The organism is Paraburkholderia sp. J8-2 (assembly GCF_905220195.1).
Lineage (GTDB): Bacteria > Pseudomonadota > Gammaproteobacteria > Burkholderiales > Burkholderiaceae > Paraburkholderia.
Window position 1 is genome coordinate 139,152 of sequence record NZ_CAJMZA010000003.1, and the last position, 19,663, is coordinate 158,814.

The 19,663-nt window shown below is 62.0% G+C and carries 15 protein-coding genes; 5 read left to right on the forward strand and 10 right to left on the reverse strand.

The genetic code is table 11. From position 1 onward, the window contains the following. Nucleotides 1–47 precede the first annotated feature (47 nt). The gene (locus U5A52_RS09505; RefSeq protein ID WP_321908316.1) at nucleotides 48–620 is read right to left on the reverse strand and encodes an ester cyclase; all 573 of its coding nucleotides are present in this window, start codon (nucleotides 618–620) and stop codon (nucleotides 48–50) included. Nucleotides 621–1,099: 479 nt separating this feature from the next. Between U5A52_RS09505 and U5A52_RS09510 the strand changes: the two genes are divergently transcribed. From U5A52_RS09510 to U5A52_RS09530, 5 genes are all read left to right on the forward strand, one after another. Continuing rightward, nucleotides 1,100–2,452 carry an alpha/beta fold hydrolase gene (locus U5A52_RS09510; RefSeq protein WP_321934600.1) on the forward strand — a complete coding sequence of 451 codons (1,353 nt, stop codon included), beginning with the start codon at nucleotides 1,100–1,102 and terminating at the stop codon, nucleotides 2,450–2,452. Nucleotides 2,453–2,782: 330 nt separating this feature from the next. Further along, nucleotides 2,783–3,562, forward strand: a complete 780-nt coding sequence (locus U5A52_RS09515; RefSeq protein WP_321934601.1) for a class I SAM-dependent methyltransferase — start codon at nucleotides 2,783–2,785, stop codon at nucleotides 3,560–3,562. A 270-nt stretch (nucleotides 3,563–3,832) separates the two neighbouring features. Further along, complete coding sequence (locus U5A52_RS09520; protein WP_321934602.1) at nucleotides 3,833–5,344, forward strand: AlkA N-terminal domain-containing protein; 1,512 nt, start codon at nucleotides 3,833–3,835, stop codon at nucleotides 5,342–5,344. Nucleotides 5,345–5,414: 70 nt separating this feature from the next. After that, the gene (locus U5A52_RS09525; protein WP_321934603.1) at nucleotides 5,415–6,071 is read left to right on the forward strand and encodes an alpha-ketoglutarate-dependent dioxygenase AlkB; all 657 of its coding nucleotides are present in this window, start codon (nucleotides 5,415–5,417) and stop codon (nucleotides 6,069–6,071) included. Nucleotides 6,072–6,407: 336 nt separating this feature from the next. Beyond that, nucleotides 6,408–7,391 (forward strand): D-alanyl-D-alanine carboxypeptidase family protein, encoded by a 984-nt coding sequence (locus U5A52_RS09530; RefSeq protein ID WP_321908226.1) that lies wholly within the window; start codon nucleotides 6,408–6,410, stop codon nucleotides 7,389–7,391. Nucleotides 7,392–7,658: 267 nt separating this feature from the next. Here the strand turns inward: U5A52_RS09530 and U5A52_RS09535 are convergent, their stop codons facing one another. The 9 genes from U5A52_RS09535 to U5A52_RS09575 form a co-directional block, all read right to left on the reverse strand. Then, entirely contained in the window at nucleotides 7,659–9,152 is a 1,494-nt protein-coding gene (locus U5A52_RS09535) for an efflux transporter outer membrane subunit (RefSeq protein WP_321934604.1), read from the reverse strand. Nucleotide 9,153: 1 nt separating this feature from the next. Then, nucleotides 9,154–12,372: a multidrug efflux RND transporter permease subunit gene (locus U5A52_RS09540; RefSeq protein WP_321908224.1), complete on the reverse strand. Its 3,219-nt coding sequence runs from the start codon at nucleotides 12,370–12,372 to the stop codon at nucleotides 9,154–9,156. An 11-nt stretch (nucleotides 12,373–12,383) separates the two neighbouring features. Then, complete coding sequence (locus U5A52_RS09545; protein WP_321908222.1) at nucleotides 12,384–13,670, reverse strand: efflux RND transporter periplasmic adaptor subunit; 1,287 nt, start codon at nucleotides 13,668–13,670, stop codon at nucleotides 12,384–12,386. Between the two features lie 565 nt (nucleotides 13,671–14,235). Then, nucleotides 14,236–14,472, reverse strand: coding sequence for a hypothetical protein (locus tag U5A52_RS09550; protein WP_321908219.1), 237 nt, complete (start codon nucleotides 14,470–14,472; stop codon nucleotides 14,236–14,238). A gap of 158 nt (nucleotides 14,473–14,630) precedes the next feature. Then, nucleotides 14,631–14,915: a hypothetical protein gene (locus U5A52_RS09555; protein ID WP_321908218.1), complete on the reverse strand. Its 285-nt coding sequence runs from the start codon at nucleotides 14,913–14,915 to the stop codon at nucleotides 14,631–14,633. Between the two features lie 422 nt (nucleotides 14,916–15,337). Next, nucleotides 15,338–16,054, reverse strand: coding sequence for a hypothetical protein (locus tag U5A52_RS09560; protein ID WP_321934605.1), 717 nt, complete (start codon nucleotides 16,052–16,054; stop codon nucleotides 15,338–15,340). A gap of 92 nt (nucleotides 16,055–16,146) precedes the next feature. Next, on the reverse strand, nucleotides 16,147–16,758 hold the full coding sequence (locus U5A52_RS09565; protein WP_321934606.1) for a PqiC family protein: 612 nt from the start codon (nucleotides 16,756–16,758) through the stop codon (nucleotides 16,147–16,149). Next, nucleotides 16,755–18,365: an intermembrane transport protein PqiB gene (locus tag U5A52_RS09570; RefSeq protein WP_321934607.1), complete on the reverse strand. Its 1,611-nt coding sequence runs from the start codon at nucleotides 18,363–18,365 to the stop codon at nucleotides 16,755–16,757. The genes U5A52_RS09565 and U5A52_RS09570 overlap by 4 nt, the downstream gene beginning before the upstream one ends. A gap of 4 nt (nucleotides 18,366–18,369) precedes the next feature. Continuing rightward, a complete protein-coding gene (locus U5A52_RS09575) occupies nucleotides 18,370–19,629 on the reverse strand; it encodes a paraquat-inducible protein A (protein WP_321908213.1) in 1,260 nt (419 codons plus the stop codon). Nucleotides 19,630–19,663 lie beyond the last annotated feature (34 nt).

The following is a 19,663-nucleotide window of genomic DNA, read 5'->3' on the forward strand; positions in this document are numbered from 1 at the left end:
GCGGCCCGCGAAGCGTGCGGACCGCCACTGGCATGCACAGTGCGCGCTTATTTGGCGACTACGCCCAGTTGCTGCAGGAACGTGAGGTTGTCTTCGAGGTGCCAGTTGTCGGTGATCTTGCCGTCGCGGATGCGGTAGATGTCCGTGGCAATGAAATCCACCGGCTGGCCCTTGCCCTGCACGCCGTTGAAGGTACCCGTGAAATGGCCCGTGAAGTGCAGATGGGTTACCACGCGGTCGCCCGTCACGATCATCTGCTCGACGTCGGCATGCACGTCGGGCACCGCGCCGTGGAACACCTTCGATGCCGCGAGCGGCCCGGCCACGCCTTGCGGGCGGCCAGCGGGCAGCGTGCGGTCCGTGAAGTCGGCGGCCAGCGCTTCGCGGGCCTGGGCTTCGTCGCCCGTGCTCCAGAACGTGTCGTAGAGGCGCGCGGCGCGAATCTGCTGTTGTGCCTGATGCTTCGGCAGGCTCTTGTCGACGATGAGTTGTTGCGGCTGCACCAGGCTGTCGTTCGTCGCCGCTGCGGCCGGCAACGCGATACCGAGCAAAGCGGTGGCGGCGGACAGCGTGGCGACAGAGGCGCGGAAGACAGCAGAGAAAGCGGTTTGCGTGTTCATGTGAGACTCCTTGAATGCGTGATGGTCAAATTCACTGAATCGGTTGGAAACAATGTAATTCGTACTGCGTATCATGCGCGGGAGCACAACCAGAATGGGAAGCCGCTTGGTTGTCTCCAGAAAGCGGTGGAACCGCTGTGGAAGTGCAACCATTTTGCTTAATACCGTGCCGTTTGATAATGAGTCCCGTTCTTGAATGATTTTCAAGCTGGACAGAAAAATCGATTGAAACGCGACGCTTGTTTGCTAACGATTGTTTTCCGCGAGTCGAGGCCGGCGCGCTGCTGTCGGCAGACGTCTAAGTTAATCTGGCCGTGATGGCCGACCTCCACGCTCAGGGGCGGTACGACCGCATGACGAACGATCTGTTCGAACTCACGGGCCGCAAGCCCATGAGCATGTATGACTTCGTCGTCAAGCTGCACATTGCTGATTTCACGCGCAGCGCGACAAGCTGATCGAGGCCGGAGGACGATCCCATGTCAAATACCGCTCCCCAATCCTCAACGCGCCGGCACTTTGTCGGCGTGGCCGCGGCGGCGCTTGCGGCTGGCTCGCTGAGCCGGCTCGCCTTCGCGGACACAAGCCCCGGAATCGGCACGACCACCGAACCCGCGAACGGCGACAAAGCGGCGATCCGGCCCTTCCGCGTTCACGTGCCCGAGTCGCATCTCGTCGACATGCGGCGGCGCATCAAGGCCACGCGCTGGCCCGATCGCGAGACGGTGCCCGACGAATCACAGGGCATTCAACTCGCCACCATTCAGGGTCTCGCGCAATACTGGGCGACCGGCTACGACTGGCGCAAATGCGAAGCGCGGCTCAATTCGTATCCGCAGTTCATCACCGAAATCGACGGACTCGATATCCATTTCATCCACGTGCGCTCGAAGCACGACAATGCGATGCCGTTGATCGTGACCCACGGCTGGCCCGGCTCGATCATCGAGCAGTTCAAGATCATCGACCCGCTCGTCAATCCGACTGCGTACGGCGCACCGGCATCGGACGCCTTTCATCTCGTGATTCCCTCGTTGCCCGGTTACGGCTTTTCTGCGAGACCGACCACAACCGGCTGGGGACCGGAGCGCACCGCACGCGCGTGGGTCACATTGATGAAGCGCCTCGGCTACGAGCGTTTTGCATCACAGGGCGGCGATCTCGGCGGGATTGTCACGAACATCATGGCCAAACAGGCGCCGCCCGAATTGATCGGTATTCACGTGAACTTCCCGGCCACCGTTCCTGCGGACATTCTGAAGTCACTGGCGGCCGGCGAGCCGATGCCTGCCGGTTTATCGGCAGAGGAGCAGCACGCGTATGACCAGTTGAGCGCCAACTTCAAGAAGAAGCGCGGCTACGCTTTCGAAATGGGCACGCGCCCACAGACGCTGTACGGACTCGCCGACTCGCCCGTCGCGCTCGCTTCCTGGCTGCTCGATCACGGCGACGGCTACGGCCAGCCCGCGGCGGCGTTGAGCGCGGCCGTACTCGGTCATCCCGTCAACGGTCATTCAGCAGGCGCGTTGACCCGAGACGACATACTCGACGACTTCACGCTTTACTGGCTGACGAACACCGGCGTCTCGGCCGCGCGCTTCTATTGGGAGTCGCACGCGAACTTCTTCCTCGCGGCCGACGTCGATGTGCCGGCTGCTGTGAGCGCGTTTCCGGGTGAAAACTACCAGGCGCCGAAGAGCTGGACTGAAAAGGCTTATCACAACCTGATTTATTTCAACAAACCCGAAACTGGCGGTCACTTCGCGGCGTGGGAAGAACCGATGATCTTCGCGAACGAAGTGCGCAAGGGGCTAAGGCCTTTGCGCGCCTGAAGCTGGCGCTGAAAATCGCGGACGCTTTCCGAAGTAAGTGTTGGCAGAATCTGTCACAGCGCTTACGATTTTTTTCGATACTCATCCACAGGCAATCTATACTCAATAGCGCTTCCTCCTCGGCTAGCAGCCAACTCACCCGGTTCGAACAGTCCATAGCGACGTTGCCGATCATCCTTATTGAGGATTCCGGATGAATTTGATCGCACGGCCCAATACGGCAGCGTTGGTTGAGTTTCATATCACCTCACCACAAGTGCGTCCGGAGCACCGGGGCGTTACCGTTGCGTGCCCGATGTGACAACGCTTTAATCGACGTGCGAGGCACTCATGTCTGGCTATGCGTTGGATAACTCCTGGGAGCATGCGAATCGTCGTCTGGCGCTGCTCGAGCATATGCTCGACCCGATGACCCAGCGTCGTATCAAGATGCTTGGCGTCGGTCAGGGGGCGCGTTGCCTTGAAGTGGCGGCCGGAAGCGGCTCGATCGCGAAGTGGCTGTGCGAGCAGGTCGGGCAAACCGGCAGCGTCATGGCAACCGATATCAACACCACCTTGCTCGACGAGATCCGTCTTCCGAACCTTGAAGTTCAGCACCATGACATCGTCAAGTCTGAGCTTCCAGACTCCGCATTCGATTTTGTCCACGCGCGATGGATACTCCACCACCTGCGCGAACCCGAGCGCGCGATTCGCCGGATGGTCGATGCACTTCGCCCGTCCGGGTGGCTGTTACTGGAGGAGGTCGACTTTTTCCCGGTACACGCGTCATCGTCAGCCGTATTCCGTGAATTCATGGTGGCACTCGTCAACACAGTTGTGAAAGCGTCGGGTCGGGACTGCTTCTGGGCTCGCATTCTTCCGGAGACCGTGGCGGGCATGGGACTGGAGCAGGTGGGTGGCGAGGGAGAGTTTCCCGTGATCCGGGGCGGTTCGCCCGCCGCGGAATTCTTCGAGCTGACTGCCGTGCAGATGCGTGAACAACTGCTCGCGACGTCTGCATTGCCTCTGCCTCGGCTCGAGCAGGCGCTGCAGCTCCTGAAATCTCCTGATCTATGGGCCTTCGGCGGCGGCAATATTGCCGTATGGGGACAGCGAAGCGCTGCATGAGCCCTTCGGGTTGCAGGCGCTAGCCGTGGCCTTCGATACGTTCTTGCTGCAGATTGATACGAGCACCTCCGGCGGCCAATTCTGGTAGACCGGCAGCGGCCGCTGCGCGATACCGCCGAGCGCGTCCTCCGACATGGCAATTGCGTCGCCTCGCAGCGCCCCGGGCTTTGTTTTCAGGTCGCGCGGCCCGCAGTAGTGGATACCGAAGCGGCTAACCACATGTCCGAAAATGGCGAGCTTCACGGGCAATCGAAATGTACGATGTCCCTCATGGCTACCATCATCGACATCCCCGAAAGCGACGCCTGTTATCTGGCACTGAAGGCGCACGACGCGCGCTTCGATGGCTCCTTTTTCGCGGCCGTCACCAGCACCGGCATTTATTGCCGTCCGGTGTGTCGCGTAAAAATGCCTCGTCGCGAGAACCTCCGCTTTTACCACCACGCGGCAGAGGCCGAGGCTGCGGGTTTCAGGCCTTGTTTGCGCTGTCGCCCCGAGTTGGCCCCGCGCGCGGCATCGTGGAGCACGGAAGACGCCTCACGCATTCTGGCCCTGCAAGCTGCGCGATTGATGGACGAGCCCGATGCCTGGAGACACGTCGCCCCCACGGAATCAGCTGTGGAGCAATCCGGCGGCGGCCTGATGACCCAGATTGCGCAGAAGCTGGGCGTCAGCGATCGCCATTTGCGCCGCATTTTTGAGTCACATTTCGGTGTCTCGCCCCTCCAGTATCTGCAAACGCGGCGGCTACTGGCGGCCAAGCAACTGATCGCCGACACGCAACTACCGATGGCCCAGGTGGCGTTATCCAGCGGCTTTGCCAGCGTACGGCGCTTCAACGACGCCTTCTCGCGTCACTATGGCCTGAACCCCAGCGCCCTGCGTCGCGCCAGGTCAGCGCCGGATAGTCAGGGCGTGAGTGTCCGATTGGGCTGGCGCCCGCCCTATGACGTGCAGGCGATGCTCGGTTTTTTGCGCCTGCGTGCGTTGCCCGGCGTGGAGCAGGTGAGGGATCGGGAATTCACGCGCACGCTGCGCCTCATGCAAGGCGCGCGGGGCCGCACCGGCTGGTTGCGGGTACGCTTCGACGAGGATCGCGCCCAAGCCGTGCTGACGGCCAGCGATTCGCTGGCTGCCGCGCTGCCGACGCTGATCAACCGCGTGCGCGCCGCGCTCGATCTGGATGCCGATCCAATCGCCATCCACGCCGCCCTGCACACCGCGTTCCCATCGAGCGATGGCGTGCGCGTGCCGGGCACACTGGATGGTTTTGAACTGGCTGTGCGTGCCGTGCTCGGTCAGCAGATCACCGTGGCCGCCGCTCGTACGCTGGGCGCACGCCTGGTTGCGGCCTTTGGCGAGCCCATCGGGACGCCCGTCGCGGGCCTGGATCGTCTTTTTCCCACCCCTGCCGCTCTGGCCGCCGCCAGCGGTGACGCGCTGGGCCAACTGGGCGTCACGCGCCAGCGTCAGGCCGCGCTGCATGCTCTGGCTCACGCCGTGCTGGAAGGCCGCATCGCCCTGCATCCCGGCGTGGACGTCGCGACAACCTGTGCCGATTTGCGCGCCCTGCCTGGCATCGGCGACTGGACGGCGCAGTACATCGCTCTGCGCGCACTGCGCTGGCCCGACGCCTTTCCTGCCGGTGACGTAGCGCTGCAAAAAGCCCTGGGCGTGAGCAACGCCCGCGCCGCGGCACAAGCTGCCGAAAGATGGCGGCCCTGGCGCGGCTACTCGGTGCTGCGGGTCTGGCATGCCATGGAGCACAGCACATCAACATGAAGACTACCCTTATCGACACGCCTCTCGGTCGTGTGTACCTGCCCGCCGCCGCAAGCGGTCGATTCGCGTGATGAATACACTCACACCCACCCCGAACCCAATACATGCCCAGAGCGATCTATTCGGAGGCGGCGACACCCACTTCTCAATAGACACATCCTTCGGAACGGCAAGGCGTTTCGCTCTCGACGCTCATTCCTGGGTTGAAATCGTGCCCGGCTGGATTTCGGGAGCTTCCCTGCTCTACGAGCAGATGCGCAACAGCGTTCCCTGGCTCGAACACGATCGGCGAATGTTCAACAAGGTATTTCGCGAGCCGCGCATGACGGCGGTTTATCAAAATCTTGGCGACGTGCCGCAGCAAGGCCTGCTGCAGGCCGTTCGTGCGCTCTCAAGTCACTACGGCGTGGCTTACGACGGCTTGTGGATGAACCTCTATCGCAATGGACAGGACAGCACCGGTTGGCACCGCGACCATCGCTCATGCAGAAAATTGGAGTGCATCGTACCCGTCCTGACGCTCGGAACGACCCGACGGTTCCTGGTCAAGCCGATAAAAGGCGGTAGCTCCATGACCTTTAAACCCGCCTCCGGCGACCTGGTCGTGATGGGGGGACGATCCCAACAGGACTGGGTGCATTGTGTGCCCAAGGAACCGGGCATCGTGGAGGCACGTATCAGCGTGAACTTCATGAGTTCGGCGCAAGGCGTGCGGGATCGCCAATGAGCGTTGTGTGATTCGCGCGCGCTTTCATTGCGCTCAACATGCTCCGCTGCGCGACCGGACCTGTTGCCTGTACGCAGATCATCTCGTCGCGGTTCAGAAGATCCATCGCTTCGAGATGATGGAAACCTGGAAGCAGCCGTTGACCGCTTCCGTGCACCACAGACCGCTTCGGGTCGATCAGTCTCTGTCACTTCGCTCAGGAACGCGTCCAAAGACACATATTCCACCTTCTTTCACACGCTGATTCCTGCCATGAGCACTACAGTTTAGTTGTTGTGGGCAATTCAGCACGTCGGACCCGCCATCGCCTGATCGCCGTCCCAAGGTGTGAACGCCATGAAGAACTTCCTCAGCGCGCTACTACTCGCCACTGCGCCGTTCGTCGCGTGTGCCGAAACGCCATTCCTCTATTCACGTAGCGCAATCGTGTACGACGTCGGACGCGGCGAAGTCCTGCTGGAAAAGAACGCCGACGACGCCCAGCCGATCGCGTCACTCACCAAGCTGATGACGGCGATGGTCTTGCTGGACGGCGCGCAGCCGCTGGGGGACACGGTGTCCGTTGACGAAGGCGACATCGATCGGCTCAAGCGCTCGGGGTCCCGCATCCCGATTGGTGCGTCGCTCGAACGCGGAGAGATGCTGCGCCTGGCGCTCATGTCATCCGAGAACCGTGCGGCGTCCGCGCTGTCGCGAGCGTTCCCGGGCGGCCAGCCTGCGTTCATACGGAAGATGAACGAAAAGGCGCGCGCGCTCCATATGGCCGATACGCACTTCAATGATCCAACCGGGCTCTCGCCGGACAATCTCTCGACGGCACGCGACGTCGTGAAGCTGGCGCAAGCCGCCGCGCACTATCCATTGATCGGCGAGTACACCACGCTTCCCCGCTATGAAGAGAAGATCGGTACGAGAACGAGGTTCTATCACAACACCGACCCGATAGTCAGCGCAGCCGATTGGGACATACTCGTCGCCAAAACCGGCTATATCCGCGAGGCCGGACGCTGCATCGTCGTCGATGCGAACATGCCGAATGGCCAGGTGGTGATTGCGCTGCTCGGCTCGCCAACGTCGTGGGGGCGCTACACCGATCTCACGACGATACGCCGATGGCTGGACGGAGACGAAACGCCGGTCGTCAAGCCGCCCTATTACGCTAGCACCCGGCTGCGTCATCACCATTCGGTGCTGGCGCATTCTCATCGCGTCAGGGTGCAGTTCGCATCGTACCGGACAGGTTCGACCGCCAACGCGCACCGCCAGACCGTCACGCACGACGCCAGCAAGCGGAAGCACCATACTCCTGCTGCCGCCTGATCAACGTCTCGTTGAGGCCTCGCGCCGATCGTCCCGGTCGTGCGGCGTGGCACTTGACGAGATGGCCGCAGCGCCTCCGAGACCCGGATGATCAGCGTCCTGCTTCCGGGTTCGGCCACCAAGAGACATTCAACGAGCTTCTCACGCCGACACGAGAACGGCCGGTCCGCCCCAGACACCGGACTTGTGGTCAAGATCATGTCGATTTGCGCCCGCCTTGCTCGACGGCCACGAGCCTGGACACGGCACGCATGACGTCCCCGCAGGTCATTGCGGCACCTGCGCAACGGGTTCCGGCGTAGCAGGCTGCGCCGGCGGTGGTCCGCTCGCCGGTACCGGCACGCTCATCTGTTCCGCCTGAACGACCCAACCGCCGCCCATTGCCATGTAGAGATTGACGAGGTTCGTCAGTGTCGCGGCCCGAGTCTGCGTTTGCTGCAGTTCCGCGCTGAACAGATTGCGCTCGGCGTCCAGCACCTCCAGATAGCTCGTATAGCCGCCCTCGTAACGCAGCCGCGCTAGCCGCAGATACTTGCGCAGCGATCCGACCTGCCGGCTCTGAATCACAAACTGTTCGCGTGACTTTTGCACCCCGATCAGCGCGTCGTTGACCTGCTGGAACGCAACCCGAATCGCGTTTTCGTAGGCGAACAGCGCCTCTTGCTGACGCGCCTCGGCCTGCTTGTTCTGCCCATAGATGTTGCCACCCGTGAAGATCGGCATCACTGCCGATCCGGCAAACGTCCATACCCGCGCAGGTCCGGTAAAGAGGTTGGAGAACTGCGTGCTCACCGAGCCGAACAGCCCCGTGAGCGAGATTTGCGGGAAATACAGCGCGCGCGCCGCACCGATCAGTGCATTCTGCGCGACCAGATTCTGCTCGGCCTGCAGCAGGTCGGGCCGGCGTTCGAGCAGGTCCGACGGCAAGCCCTCAGGCACGGCGGGCGTCGAGAGATCCACGAGCGTGCGGCCGCGCAGGATCGGCTCCGGATTGCTGCCAAGCAGTACCGAGAGCGCGTCTTCCTGCTGCCCGATCTGCTGCTCGAGTTGCGGAATGGTCGCCGCCGTCGCCTCGTAGTCGGACTGGCTCTGGGCAAGCTCCATATCCGAGGTCTGCCCGAACTGCTGACGCAACGTGAATACGTGCACGGAATCGGCCCGGCTCGCAGTTGTGCTCTGTGCGATCTCGAGCTGCATGTCGAGGCTGCGCAGCGTGATATAGGACGTCGCGACCGATGCGACGAGCGTCAGGATCGTCGCGCGGCGGCTCTGTTCGGCCGCGTTCACGTTGGCGCGCGCCGCCTCGGTTTCGCGCCGCACCTGGCCGAACAGGTCGATGGTCCAGAAGGCCGACACGCTCGGCTGGAACTCGTTGAATACCGGCGAAACGCCCGCCGGTATCGGCGTCGGCCCGTCCTGCGAAGCGCGCTCTCGCGCCGCGCTGAAACCGACGCTCGCCTGCGGGAAGAGTGCCGAGCGCGTGCTCACGAACTGGCCCATGAACTCGTCGACTCGCGCGGCCGCCTGCTTCACGTTGAGGTTGTTTTCCAGCGCGGTCTTCACGAGGTCGTTCAGCACCGGATCTTCGAACTGTTCCCACCACGTGGTGTTGACGACATCGGCCACGTCCGGGTACGCAAACCGGTACGTTGCCGGCACGTCCACTTTCGGCCGTTCGTAGTTGGGGCCGAGCAGACAGCCGTTCAGCAAGCCGATGAGCAGGACTGGCGCGGCAAAGCGCACGAAGGCTGCGGCGCGCATGTCAGTCGTCCTCATGCCGCGCGGACGGCGTGACGGTCGGTGAGCCGGAGCCACCGGACGCGGGCGGCGGCGTTCCGCCGCCAGGCACGGGTGTGTCCTTGCCGCCGCCCTTGCGCGAGCCGAGCGACTCGATGCCCCAGTAGAACATCGGAATGAAGAACACGGCGATCGCGGTCGCACCCAGCATCCCGCCGATCACGCCAGTGCCGATCGAATGGCGGCTGTTTTGCGAGGCGCCCAGCGCAATGGCGAGCGGCACACACCCGAGGATGAACGCCAGCGAAGTCATCACGATCGGCCGCAGGCGCTCTTCCGCGGCGGTCAGCGCAGCGTCGTACGGCGACTTGCCTTGCTCGCGGTTCAAGACCGCGAACTCGAAGATCAGGATCGCGTTCTTCGCGGCGAGCGCGATCAGCATGGTCAGCCCGATCTGGAAGTACACGTCGTTGTTCAGGCCGCGCAGCAGGATCGCGAGCAGCGCGCCGAAAAGGGCAAACGGCACCGCCATGAGCACGCCGACCGGCAGCGACCACTTCTCGTATTGCGCGGCGAGAATCAGGAACACCATGATGATCCCGAACACGAACACGAGCCCGCCTGTCGAGCCCGACTTGATCTCCTCGAACGCCTCGCCGCTCCACCCAACGGCGTAACCCGGCGGCATCTGCGCGGCGAGTTCCTTCAAGGTCCCGATCACCTGGCCAGAGCTGTAACCGGGCGCCGCGTTCGCCGTGATCTTCACCGCCGGGAAGTTGTTGAAGCGCGTGATCAGGTCGGGACCCGTGACGTACTTGTAGGTCATCACCGCCTTGATCGGCACCATATTGTTCGAGCGGCTGCGTACGTAGATCTGGTCGAGGTCGGCGGGCGTGAGGCGGTAGCGCGGATCGGCCTGAACAATCACCTGCCAGAGCCGCGCGTCCTTGTTGAACTGCGACACGTAGAGCGAGCCGAACATCGTCTGCATCGCGCTGTACACCTCTTCGACCGGCACGCCGAGCGTCTCCGCCTGGTCGCGATCGACGTTCACGAGCAACTGCTGCGAACTCGCATTGAACGTCGTGGTCACGCCGGTCAGTTCGGGGCGCGCCTTCGCCTTCGCAATGAAGTCCTGCACGACACCCGCGAGCTGCTGAATAGAGCCCTCTCCGTGGCTTTCGATCCACATCTCGCTGCCGCCCGTCGTACCGAGGCCTGGAATCGACGGTGGATTCACCGGCACGACGATGCCCTCCTGAATCTTCGAGAGCGTCTCGTAAGCCTTGATCAGCACGGCGCGCGCGTTTTGCTCCCTGATGTTCGAAAACTTGTATCGCTCGTCGAAACCCCTCAGGCCGACGAAGAACGTGCCCGCGTTATTCTTGTTCTGACTATCGAGCAAGCTGTAGCCGTTCACGATCGTGATGCTGCTGACCGCGGCCTGCTTCATGAAATAGTCGGTGACCTTGTCGCCCACGTCCGCGGTACGGTCGAGGCTCGCCGCGTCGGGCATGATGATCGCGCCAAGCAGATAGCCCTGGTCCTCGGGCGGCAGAAAGGCGCCCGGGATCGACTTGCCCATCAGGACCGCGAGCGCGATCACGACGCCGAAAACGATGAGCCCCAACACGTATCGCCGGATGATGAACTGCACGGCGCGCCCGTAGCCGGCCGTCATCCGCTCGAACTGATGGTCGAACCACTTGAAGAAGCCCTTTTTCTCATGATGCGTGGGCTTGAGCAGAATGGCGGCAAGCGCCGGGGACAGCGTGAGCGCAACGATACCCGAGAACACCACCGAAATCGCGATCGTAATAGCGAACTGTTTGTACAACTGCCCCGTGATCCCGCCGAGGAACGCAACCGGCACGAACACGGCGCACATGACGAGCACGATCGCGATGACCGGACCCGACACCTCGTCCATCGCTCGCTTGGCCGCGTCTTTCGGACTGAGCTTGAAAACGGTCATGTTGCGTTCGACGTTTTCGATCACGACGATCGCATCGTCCACGACGATGCCGATGGCGAGCACCATGCCGAACAACGTCAGCATGTTGATCGAAAAGCCCAGTGCCGCCATGCCCATTGCGGTGCCGACGATCGACACCGGTACGGCCAGCACCGGAATGAGCGTCGCGCGCAGGCTCTGCAGAAACACGAACACGACGATCACCACCAGCACAAGCGCCTCGAAGAACGTGTGGATCACGTCGGCGATCGACGCACGCGTGAATTCCGTCGTGTCCATCGCGACCTGATAGTCGAGCCCCTCCGGAAATGCCGTCTTGAGGTCCGCGAGCGTCTCGCGTACCTGCTTCGAGACGTCGAGTGCATTCGCACCCGGCTGCTGGTAAACCGCGATGATCGTCGCAGGCTTGCCCTGGTATGTGGTGCGGTTCGAATAGCTCTTCTGGCCCAGCTCGGCCCGGCCGATGTCTTTCAAGCGGACGATCGCCGCGCCGGTGCTCGCTGCGCGGATGATGACGTTGTCGAACTCGGCGGGCGTGGCGAGCCGCCCGGTGGTCGTCACCGCGAATGACTGCTCGACCGGGTTGCCGGTTGGCGCCTGGCCGACGGTGCCGACCGCGAATTGCTGGTTCTGGGCGCGCACGGCATTCTGCACGTCCCCGGCGGTGATCCCGAGTTGCGCCATGCGATCGGGCTTCAGCCAGATCCGCATCGCGTAATCTGGAGTGCCAAATATTGACGACTGGTTCGCACCGGGAATGCGCTTGATCGTGTCGAGCACGTAGACGTTCGCGTAGTTCGCAATATAGGTCGGATCGAAACGCTCGTCCGGCGAATAGATTGCGATCACCATCATGAAGGCGTTCGACTTCTTCTGGACCTGCACGCCCTGCGACTGCACCTGCTGCGGCAACTGCGGGAGTGCGAGGTTCACGCGGTTCTGCACGTCGACCTGGGCCAACTCCGGATTGGTGCCGATCCCGAAGAAGACATTGAGCGTGTAGTTGCCGGTCGACGACCCGGACGAATACATGTAGATCATGTTGTCCGCGCCGTTGACCTGTTGCTCGATCGGCGCTGCGACGTTGTTCGCCACGACGTCCGCGCTGGCGCCCGGGTAGGTCGCGGAGACGGTGATCTGCGGCGGTGTGACGTCCGGATACTGCGCGATGGGCAGCGAGAACAGCGTCAATGCACCACCGAGCGTGATCACGATCGAGATGACGGACGCGAAGATGGGCCGCTCGATGCAGAAGTGCGAGATGTTCATCGAGTCGCCCCTTACTGCGACGCGCCGCTGGTTGCCGCCGGCGCTATCGCGCGCGCGCCTGCGCTCACCTGCGGCGCCGACGCACCGCCCTTCTCGACGATCGTTTTTCCGCCGCTCTGCGTCGAGGGGAGCGTTCCGGCAATCTTGAGCGGCACCTCGGGCACGACGCGAATTGCACCGTCCACCACAATGCGCTCACCAGCCTTCAGGCCATCGTTGATGAACCAGTTATCGCCGTTCCAGTCGCCGACTTCGACCACACGCTGACGGGCCTTCGACTGATTGTCGACGACCCACACGAAGTGGCTCTTCGCGCCCTGCAGCACTGCCCGTTGCGGCACGAGAATTGCGTTCGGCCGCACGGCGCCCGACACGCGCGCACGCACGAACTGACCCGGCCGCAATGTACCCTTCGGGTTCGCTAGCGAGGCGCGCACGAGGAAAGTGCCCGTGTCGGTGCTGAACGCCGGATTCGCAAAGCTGATGGTGCCGTGCTGCGGAAATTCCGTGCCATCGGCGAGTTCCACTGCCACGACGAACTCACTGTGGGGCGGAAAAAGCAGCTTGCCTGCCGAAATCTGGTCCTGAAATTTGAGCATTTCGTTTTCGGAAATGCTGAAGTTCACCCAGATCGGGTCGAGCTGATAGACGAAGGTGAGGAGACCCGATGAATTCGCGATCAGATAGCTGCCATCCTGCTGCCTTGCATAGCTCGCGAGGCCATCCAGAGGCGACTTGATCGTCGTGTAGCCGAGATTGAGCTCCGCCGTCTCCACCTGCCCTTGCGCTGAGATCACCGCTGCTCGCGCCTGCTTCTCGTTGCCGATTGCGTCGTCGAGATCCTTCTGGCTCAATGCCTGCTGCGCCGCGAGCGGCTTGACCCGCGCGAGATTCTGCTGCGCGACCGTGAGCCGCGCCTCCTGCTGCGCAAGTTCGCCCCGCGCCGTCTGCAGCGAGGCCTGAAACGGCTTCGGGTCCATCAGAAACAAAACCTGACCGGCCCTCACCTTATCGCCCTCGGTGTACATGCGCCGGTCGAGAAAGCCGTCCACACGCGCACGAATCTCGACTTCACGCGAACTCTGTGTTTGCGCGGTGAACTCGAGGTCGACCGGCGTGTCTTGAGCCACAACCGTCATCACCGTGACTTCAGGCGCACCGAGTGCCGGAGGCCCGGATGCCTTCTTGCAACCAGCGAGGAGAATCAGCGCAACAGCGACGAGGACCAGTGGGAAGCGGTTTCGGCGTGCGGAAACCAGAGGTAACGGTCGATGCCCGAGAAAGAACGGTCCACTCATGAATGGCCTCCCGCAATGCGCCGGACCCGCGCATCGCCTCGGTGCGCGCGCGCCATGGTCACTTCTTCGTTGCCCGCATACTGTTCGCGATCCGAATCAATAAGGATTCTTCCGGACCACTTGAAGAGGCGCCGGCCGGGATAATACGGGCCCGGCAGACCCGCCGTTCCGGCACACAATGCCCACACCGGGTGTCACACCCGCGATGAATCCCGCCCCAATGAGTTGCGCAAGGACCAGAATGCCTTTTATGCGCTGGCGGAATTCTTGCTCATGTGGCGTGCTCGAAAGAGCCGCCGGCGTCGCCCATGGTTCGTCGCCGCATGGTCAGGGCGCCCGTCCTCGACAAGTCTGCTAGCCGTCCAGGGCAAAAACAATGAGACTTTGGTCTGATAGCCCGCTTCGCACGCCTCGGCCATTCGCGGCGAGGACGCTGTGCCGAACGCACACACAATCGAAAGCTTCGGACGCGCGTCCAGTAGCACATCGCCGCGCGATTGGTACGTGGGTGGGTATCTGTTGTCGGCAAATTCAGCGAGAGTGAGCGCACCGGGCGTCACGCACTTCAATGCCGGATCTGCTGGACGCCATCGCCGGTATGTGCTGCACATTGACAGCGCTGGTCGAGTTCGCCTCGGAGTGAGGCATCGTTGAGCAGGCGGTCAGCCTGCTCAACGCCGTACCTGTGCCGCAGTGGCTCTTCAATCGCTCGCCAGTCGGCGTATCGACCAGAGTCGGCCAACTCGCGCGCATAGCGAAGCATGTAGTCTTTCACACCCATAGCGGAATTTTTGTTCCTCATCGGCCGCTCCAGGTTTGTTGAGGACAAAGGCAGATGTACGCGCGATGCGTGAGGTGTGAAGTTGAAGTGATTCGTCGCTGCCGATGGGTTGGCGCCTTGGCGCCGTGCGAGTCAAGGTAGAAGTACCCCCTGTGCACTCATTGATGAGACAAGTGCTGTCAGTTACAACCGTGGCTGTTCGCTGTCCGATAACAGGTCTTGCCACCGGGCCCGCGCACCACGCCTTTTCCGTTTTCCGTCTTCGCCTCGCCACCACGATTGGTTTGGGTCGTCCGGACACCGTTCTGGTTGGTTTGGGATGTCCAGGCGGTGCCTGTGCTCCGGTTGTAGCCGCCCGCTGTTGCCCCGTTGCCACAGGCGGTTTCGCCACGCGAATTCGTCGCGCACTCTGCAAATGCGCTTGAACTGATCATTAAGCAAACCACTAGCAAAACCATCTTCATGGCGGTCTCCAAAGACTCTGCCAAAACGCACGCCGGCCCCTAAAGGAGTTTAGGTCGTATGGTCAACGAAGGCCAATGAAGCGACCGGTGCAGGAGGTTAGCGAACAGAAGACTGGCAATTTCCGGTGGCATAGGGTGGTCATCGAACTGATTCATACGATCGTAAGAGGACAGATTACGTTTGCTCGGCGAGCCGATCTGGCCGCCGCCGATCAATTCCACAACCTCTCTTTATAAGCAGTACTGCCGATATCGATCTCGCGCATCCTGCCACCCTGCTAGAGGAAGCGCAGAGCCGGAAGCGGAGAGTGTGACCCTTCCCAGGCTCCCTTCACCACGCTGCCTTCGGCTACAGTTCGGCCATTCCATGCGCCCGGGTCAGTTGCCGAAGTCCACCGCGAGTGTTCCGGCGGATCAACAAATCAATCGTCGACCTTCGTGTCAGGACCACTTGCGCCGACCTTCTGTGATACGCCGAAATTGTCGACCAGGATGTGGAGACTGAGAAGGAGAATCCAGATCGGGAAAACAAGCACGATCCAATCGATATAGTGGCCGGCAACGAGCAGCGCGAACGCGGTGGCGTATCCAGCAAACGCAATCCAGCGCGAAACAAAGCCAGTGCGAAGGGCAAGTGTACTGGTGCTCGCCGTAAATACTGCGGCCATTCGGACCGCGTAAATATTCATGGTTTCGTTGGCAAACTCGCGCGCGACAGTGAACGTGGCCGAGCCGGGAAGCCGATCGAACCCGATGCGATACGTGGCCACAATTCCACCGACGAACGCGGCAGCGGCGAACAGCATGGCCAGGAACAGGAGGCCGCTCCCCATGAACACCGTAGCAAAGAAGCGATCCTCGCGATCGCCGAGGCGATCCCGCAGCACGCCAATGAACCAGAGAAAGGCAATGCCAGCAAACGGCACCATGTTGAGCGCAACAGCCACCTGACCTGAACTTTCTCGAAGCCACTGGCCCGCTTCCATGGGACCAACCGGAACAGAACGCCGCAACAGCAGAAGGCCGGTAATCAGTAAGACAGAAAACAGGATGCCGGCGACGGCAGCAGCGCGGGGGGCTCTCAGACTCCTGCTCGGGTCAATCCCCTGAAGTCGCCATGCCTTCTTTGAGGGTTTCATGTTCAGCGTCCTTCATACCCTGCCGTAATCTGAGTTGGCACAGCGTTCATGCCAGGGCAAGCAGCGGCCTCGATCCAATGCGGCGCCGTGTATCAATTGTGAGCACTGCTGCCTGACGCCGGCAGGTTCTTCAGGATTGCCGCTGCAACGTCCCGGCTGACTAAGCCCAACGCACGATCATGGGCGGCGACAAGCGCGTCGTAAGCCGGCCCTCGCACAGGCTCGCGCGCGACCGTGTGCCCGACGATGGGCGCCGCATTACCAGGAGACCAGATTGTCCACTGAGCATCGACAGTTGCCATGCCCGACAGCACCGAATCGAACTGCATGATGTCGACGCGCACGCGCCACGCAGGCAAGCCACCCGAATCCGATGCATACACGCTCACATGCTCAGAGCCAAGCAGCACCGCGAGGTCTGCGGCGATCGTCCGCTGGATGTTGCCTTTGAGCGGCTCCGCCCAGCGTTGAAACTCGTCAGGCCACACCTGGTTGTCGGCGAGACTGATGACGATCTGCGGTCGGTCAACCAGCGCCGGAATCGTGACCGGGTTGACCACAACAAAGAGCGGCACCGCAGTGCTCAAGACGGTGAGAGTCGCGTCCGGCTTCAACCGGTAGAAACTGGACACCGGCGAACTGCTGCAGCCGCCCAGCAAGATGGCCAACAAGGCGACAATGAGGGATGCTGGTGCGCGTGTCACGGGCGGTGCTCCTGCTGCTTGCCGCGAATCAAAGCCTCCGGATGCCGCTCCAGATAATCGGCGAGCGTGCGGAAGGCCGTAGCTGTGCGCGATAGCTCCTGAATCATGTCCGTCGCGTTCTGCTGAAGGGCGGAATCCGGCTGCAATGCGTTGTTGGCGGAGTCGAGCGCGGTGTGCGCCGCGGCGAGCGTGCCCTGGGCCTGCGGGACGATCATGGTGTCGAGATCGTCGAGCAGCGTCTTCGCGCTCGCCAGTGTCGCTCGCGTGTTGTTGCCAATCGCTTGCATTGGGATCGTGTTTAGCTTCGCCACGAGTTGCGTGATGTTCTCCTGCAACCTCTGCAGGTTGCCGGGGATCGTTGGAAGTGTCGGTGGCGATGACGTCCAGTCGACGGTGGCTTTTGGCGCGTCCGGGAAGAAGTCGGCGGCCATGTAGAGCTGCCCGGTCAGCAAATTGCCCGTTCTAAGCTGAAGACGCAGTCCCTTCGCAACGAGGCGATCTGCCAGTGCGTGCGGATCGTTGCTCACGCGGCCCCCCCCGTTCGTCTCATAGCGGGACGTGAACAGTTCCGGATAGAGATCTATTTCCACCGGAATGCTGAACTTCTCGGTCTTGGGATCAAAACGTGTATAGATCGCTGTCACTTCGCCCACGACAATGCCGCGGAAGTCTACCGGCGCCCCCACGATCAATCCCCTGACCGACTCAGTGAAGTCGGCAACGTACTTCACGACGATATGATAGTGCGCCTTCATCGCATCAGCCCGATCCGGAAACAGCGTGAAGGTCGATTCGTTCGCAGCGGCGGGCCCATCGAGCGCGCTCGGCGGCGACTCGAATGCCACGCCGCCAATCATGATCGACACGAGCGACTGCGTATTGACCTGGATGCCGCTCGAGCTGACTGCCACGTCGACACCGCTCGCATGCCAGAAGCGCGTGTCCGAAAGAACAAACTTGTCGTACGGCGCGTTGATGAAAACCCGCAGCGTCACACCGTGTCCATCAGGGTCGAGCTTGAAGCCGGATATCTGCCCGACCTGCAGCCGCCGGAAATAAACCGGTGTACCGACGTCGAGCGATCCCATATTCGTGCTTTTGAGGATGAATTCGCTCCCCGGCGCATTACTCGCGATCGCGGGCGGCACCTCCAGGCCGACGAAGTCGCGACGCCCTTTTTTCGATTTCCCGACGTCCATTTCAACGTAAGAGCCGGACAGGAGTGTCCCGATTCCGGACACCGTTCCGCCCGATATGCGGGGGCGCACCACCCAGAAACGCGTGCTGTCGACCAGCATGTCAGTCGCGTTCTTATTGATGTCGGCGGTCGCGACAATACGCTCGTGGTCGGGCGTGAGCGTGACGGTCTTAATGAGTCCAATGTCGACGTTCTTGAACTTGATCTTCGTTTTTCCCGCTTCGAGACCATCTGCCGTAATGAAGCTGATCGTAATCGCCGGGCCCTTTTCGATCACTGCCTTGACGGCAAGCCACCCGCCAATCAGGACCGCGAGTATGGGGACGAGCCATACGACCTGCAGACGCCAGCGCGACCGCGGCGCCGCATCCGCGTTGGGAAAATCAGGCTTTTTCTCCGGCCCGGGCATGATCTCACTCCACTTCGTCCCAGATCAGACGTGGATCGAACGCCATCGCCGCAAACATCGTGAGCACCACAACAGCACCGAATGCGATTGCCGCATTACCGGCCTGAATCGTCGCAAGCGCCTGGAACTGCACGAGCGCGACAAGCATCGTGATCACGTAGATGTCGAGCATCGACCAGCGCCCCACGAACTCGACCATCCTGTAGATCCGTGTGCGCTCGGCGGCGTACCAGCGCGAGTGCATCTGTGTGGAGATCGTCAGGTAGACAAGCGCCAGGATCTTGAGCATTGGCACAGCGATGCTCGCGATGAACACAACGATAGCAAGCGGCCACGACCCCGATGTCCACAGGTAGACAACACCGGACAGGATCGTGTCGTTCTCGGTCCCGAAGAGCGAGTTCGTGTACATCACGGGCAGTACGTTCGCCGGGATGTACATCACCATCGCAGCGATCAGGTAGGCCCATGTGCGCGACAGGCTTGCAGGCTTGCGCAGGTGCATCGCAGCGCCACAGCGCGGACAATGGAGCGTGTGGGCGTCGACCCGTGCGCGCGCGAGCAGTCCGCAGTCGTGACAGAGGGCGAGACCACACCGAGCCGCAGTCACCGCCCCTTGCAGCGGCGCTTCGTCGAGATCCGGCTCCGCGTTCCTGTGCTCGACGACGGCGACGCGCGACCACAGGTTGCGCGTATCGAAAGCCGAGCCAGCCGCCGCCAGTACGAACATCAGGGTTCCGAACGACCACAGCGCCGGACCCACGACCACGCCTGCGATCGCAGACAGCTTCACGAGCGCGACCAGCAAGCCGAGGATCAGCACTTCGGTCATTCCCCACGGCTGGCAAAGGTGGCACAACCGGAATATGGCTGGGCCGCCCCACGGCGCACGGTCAAACTTCAAGGGTATCAGTAGCCACAGCATGCTCACGGTCTGCAAAATCGGCATCAGGACCGTGGTCGCAAACACGAGGCCCGCAATTGGCCATTTTCCGTCGTGGTACAGCACGTTCACTGAGCCCAGCAACGTTGTCTCAACGACCGTCCCGCTCACCGACAGACCGACTATCGGGTACACGTTCGAAACCGCGAAAAGCACAACGGCGGCAAGAGAAAACGCGAGCGCGCGGTCGAGGCTGTTGGGAACCTCGCGGTACAGCTGGGCCCGGCAACGCTTGCAGCGCAAGGCGCCCCCCTCCGGCACGGCCACCTCGCGCTGCAGGAGATCGCATTCGTGACAGGCCACGAGTTTCCCGTGAGTCATTGTGGCCCCTTCGTCCACATACTTCGTAATACGA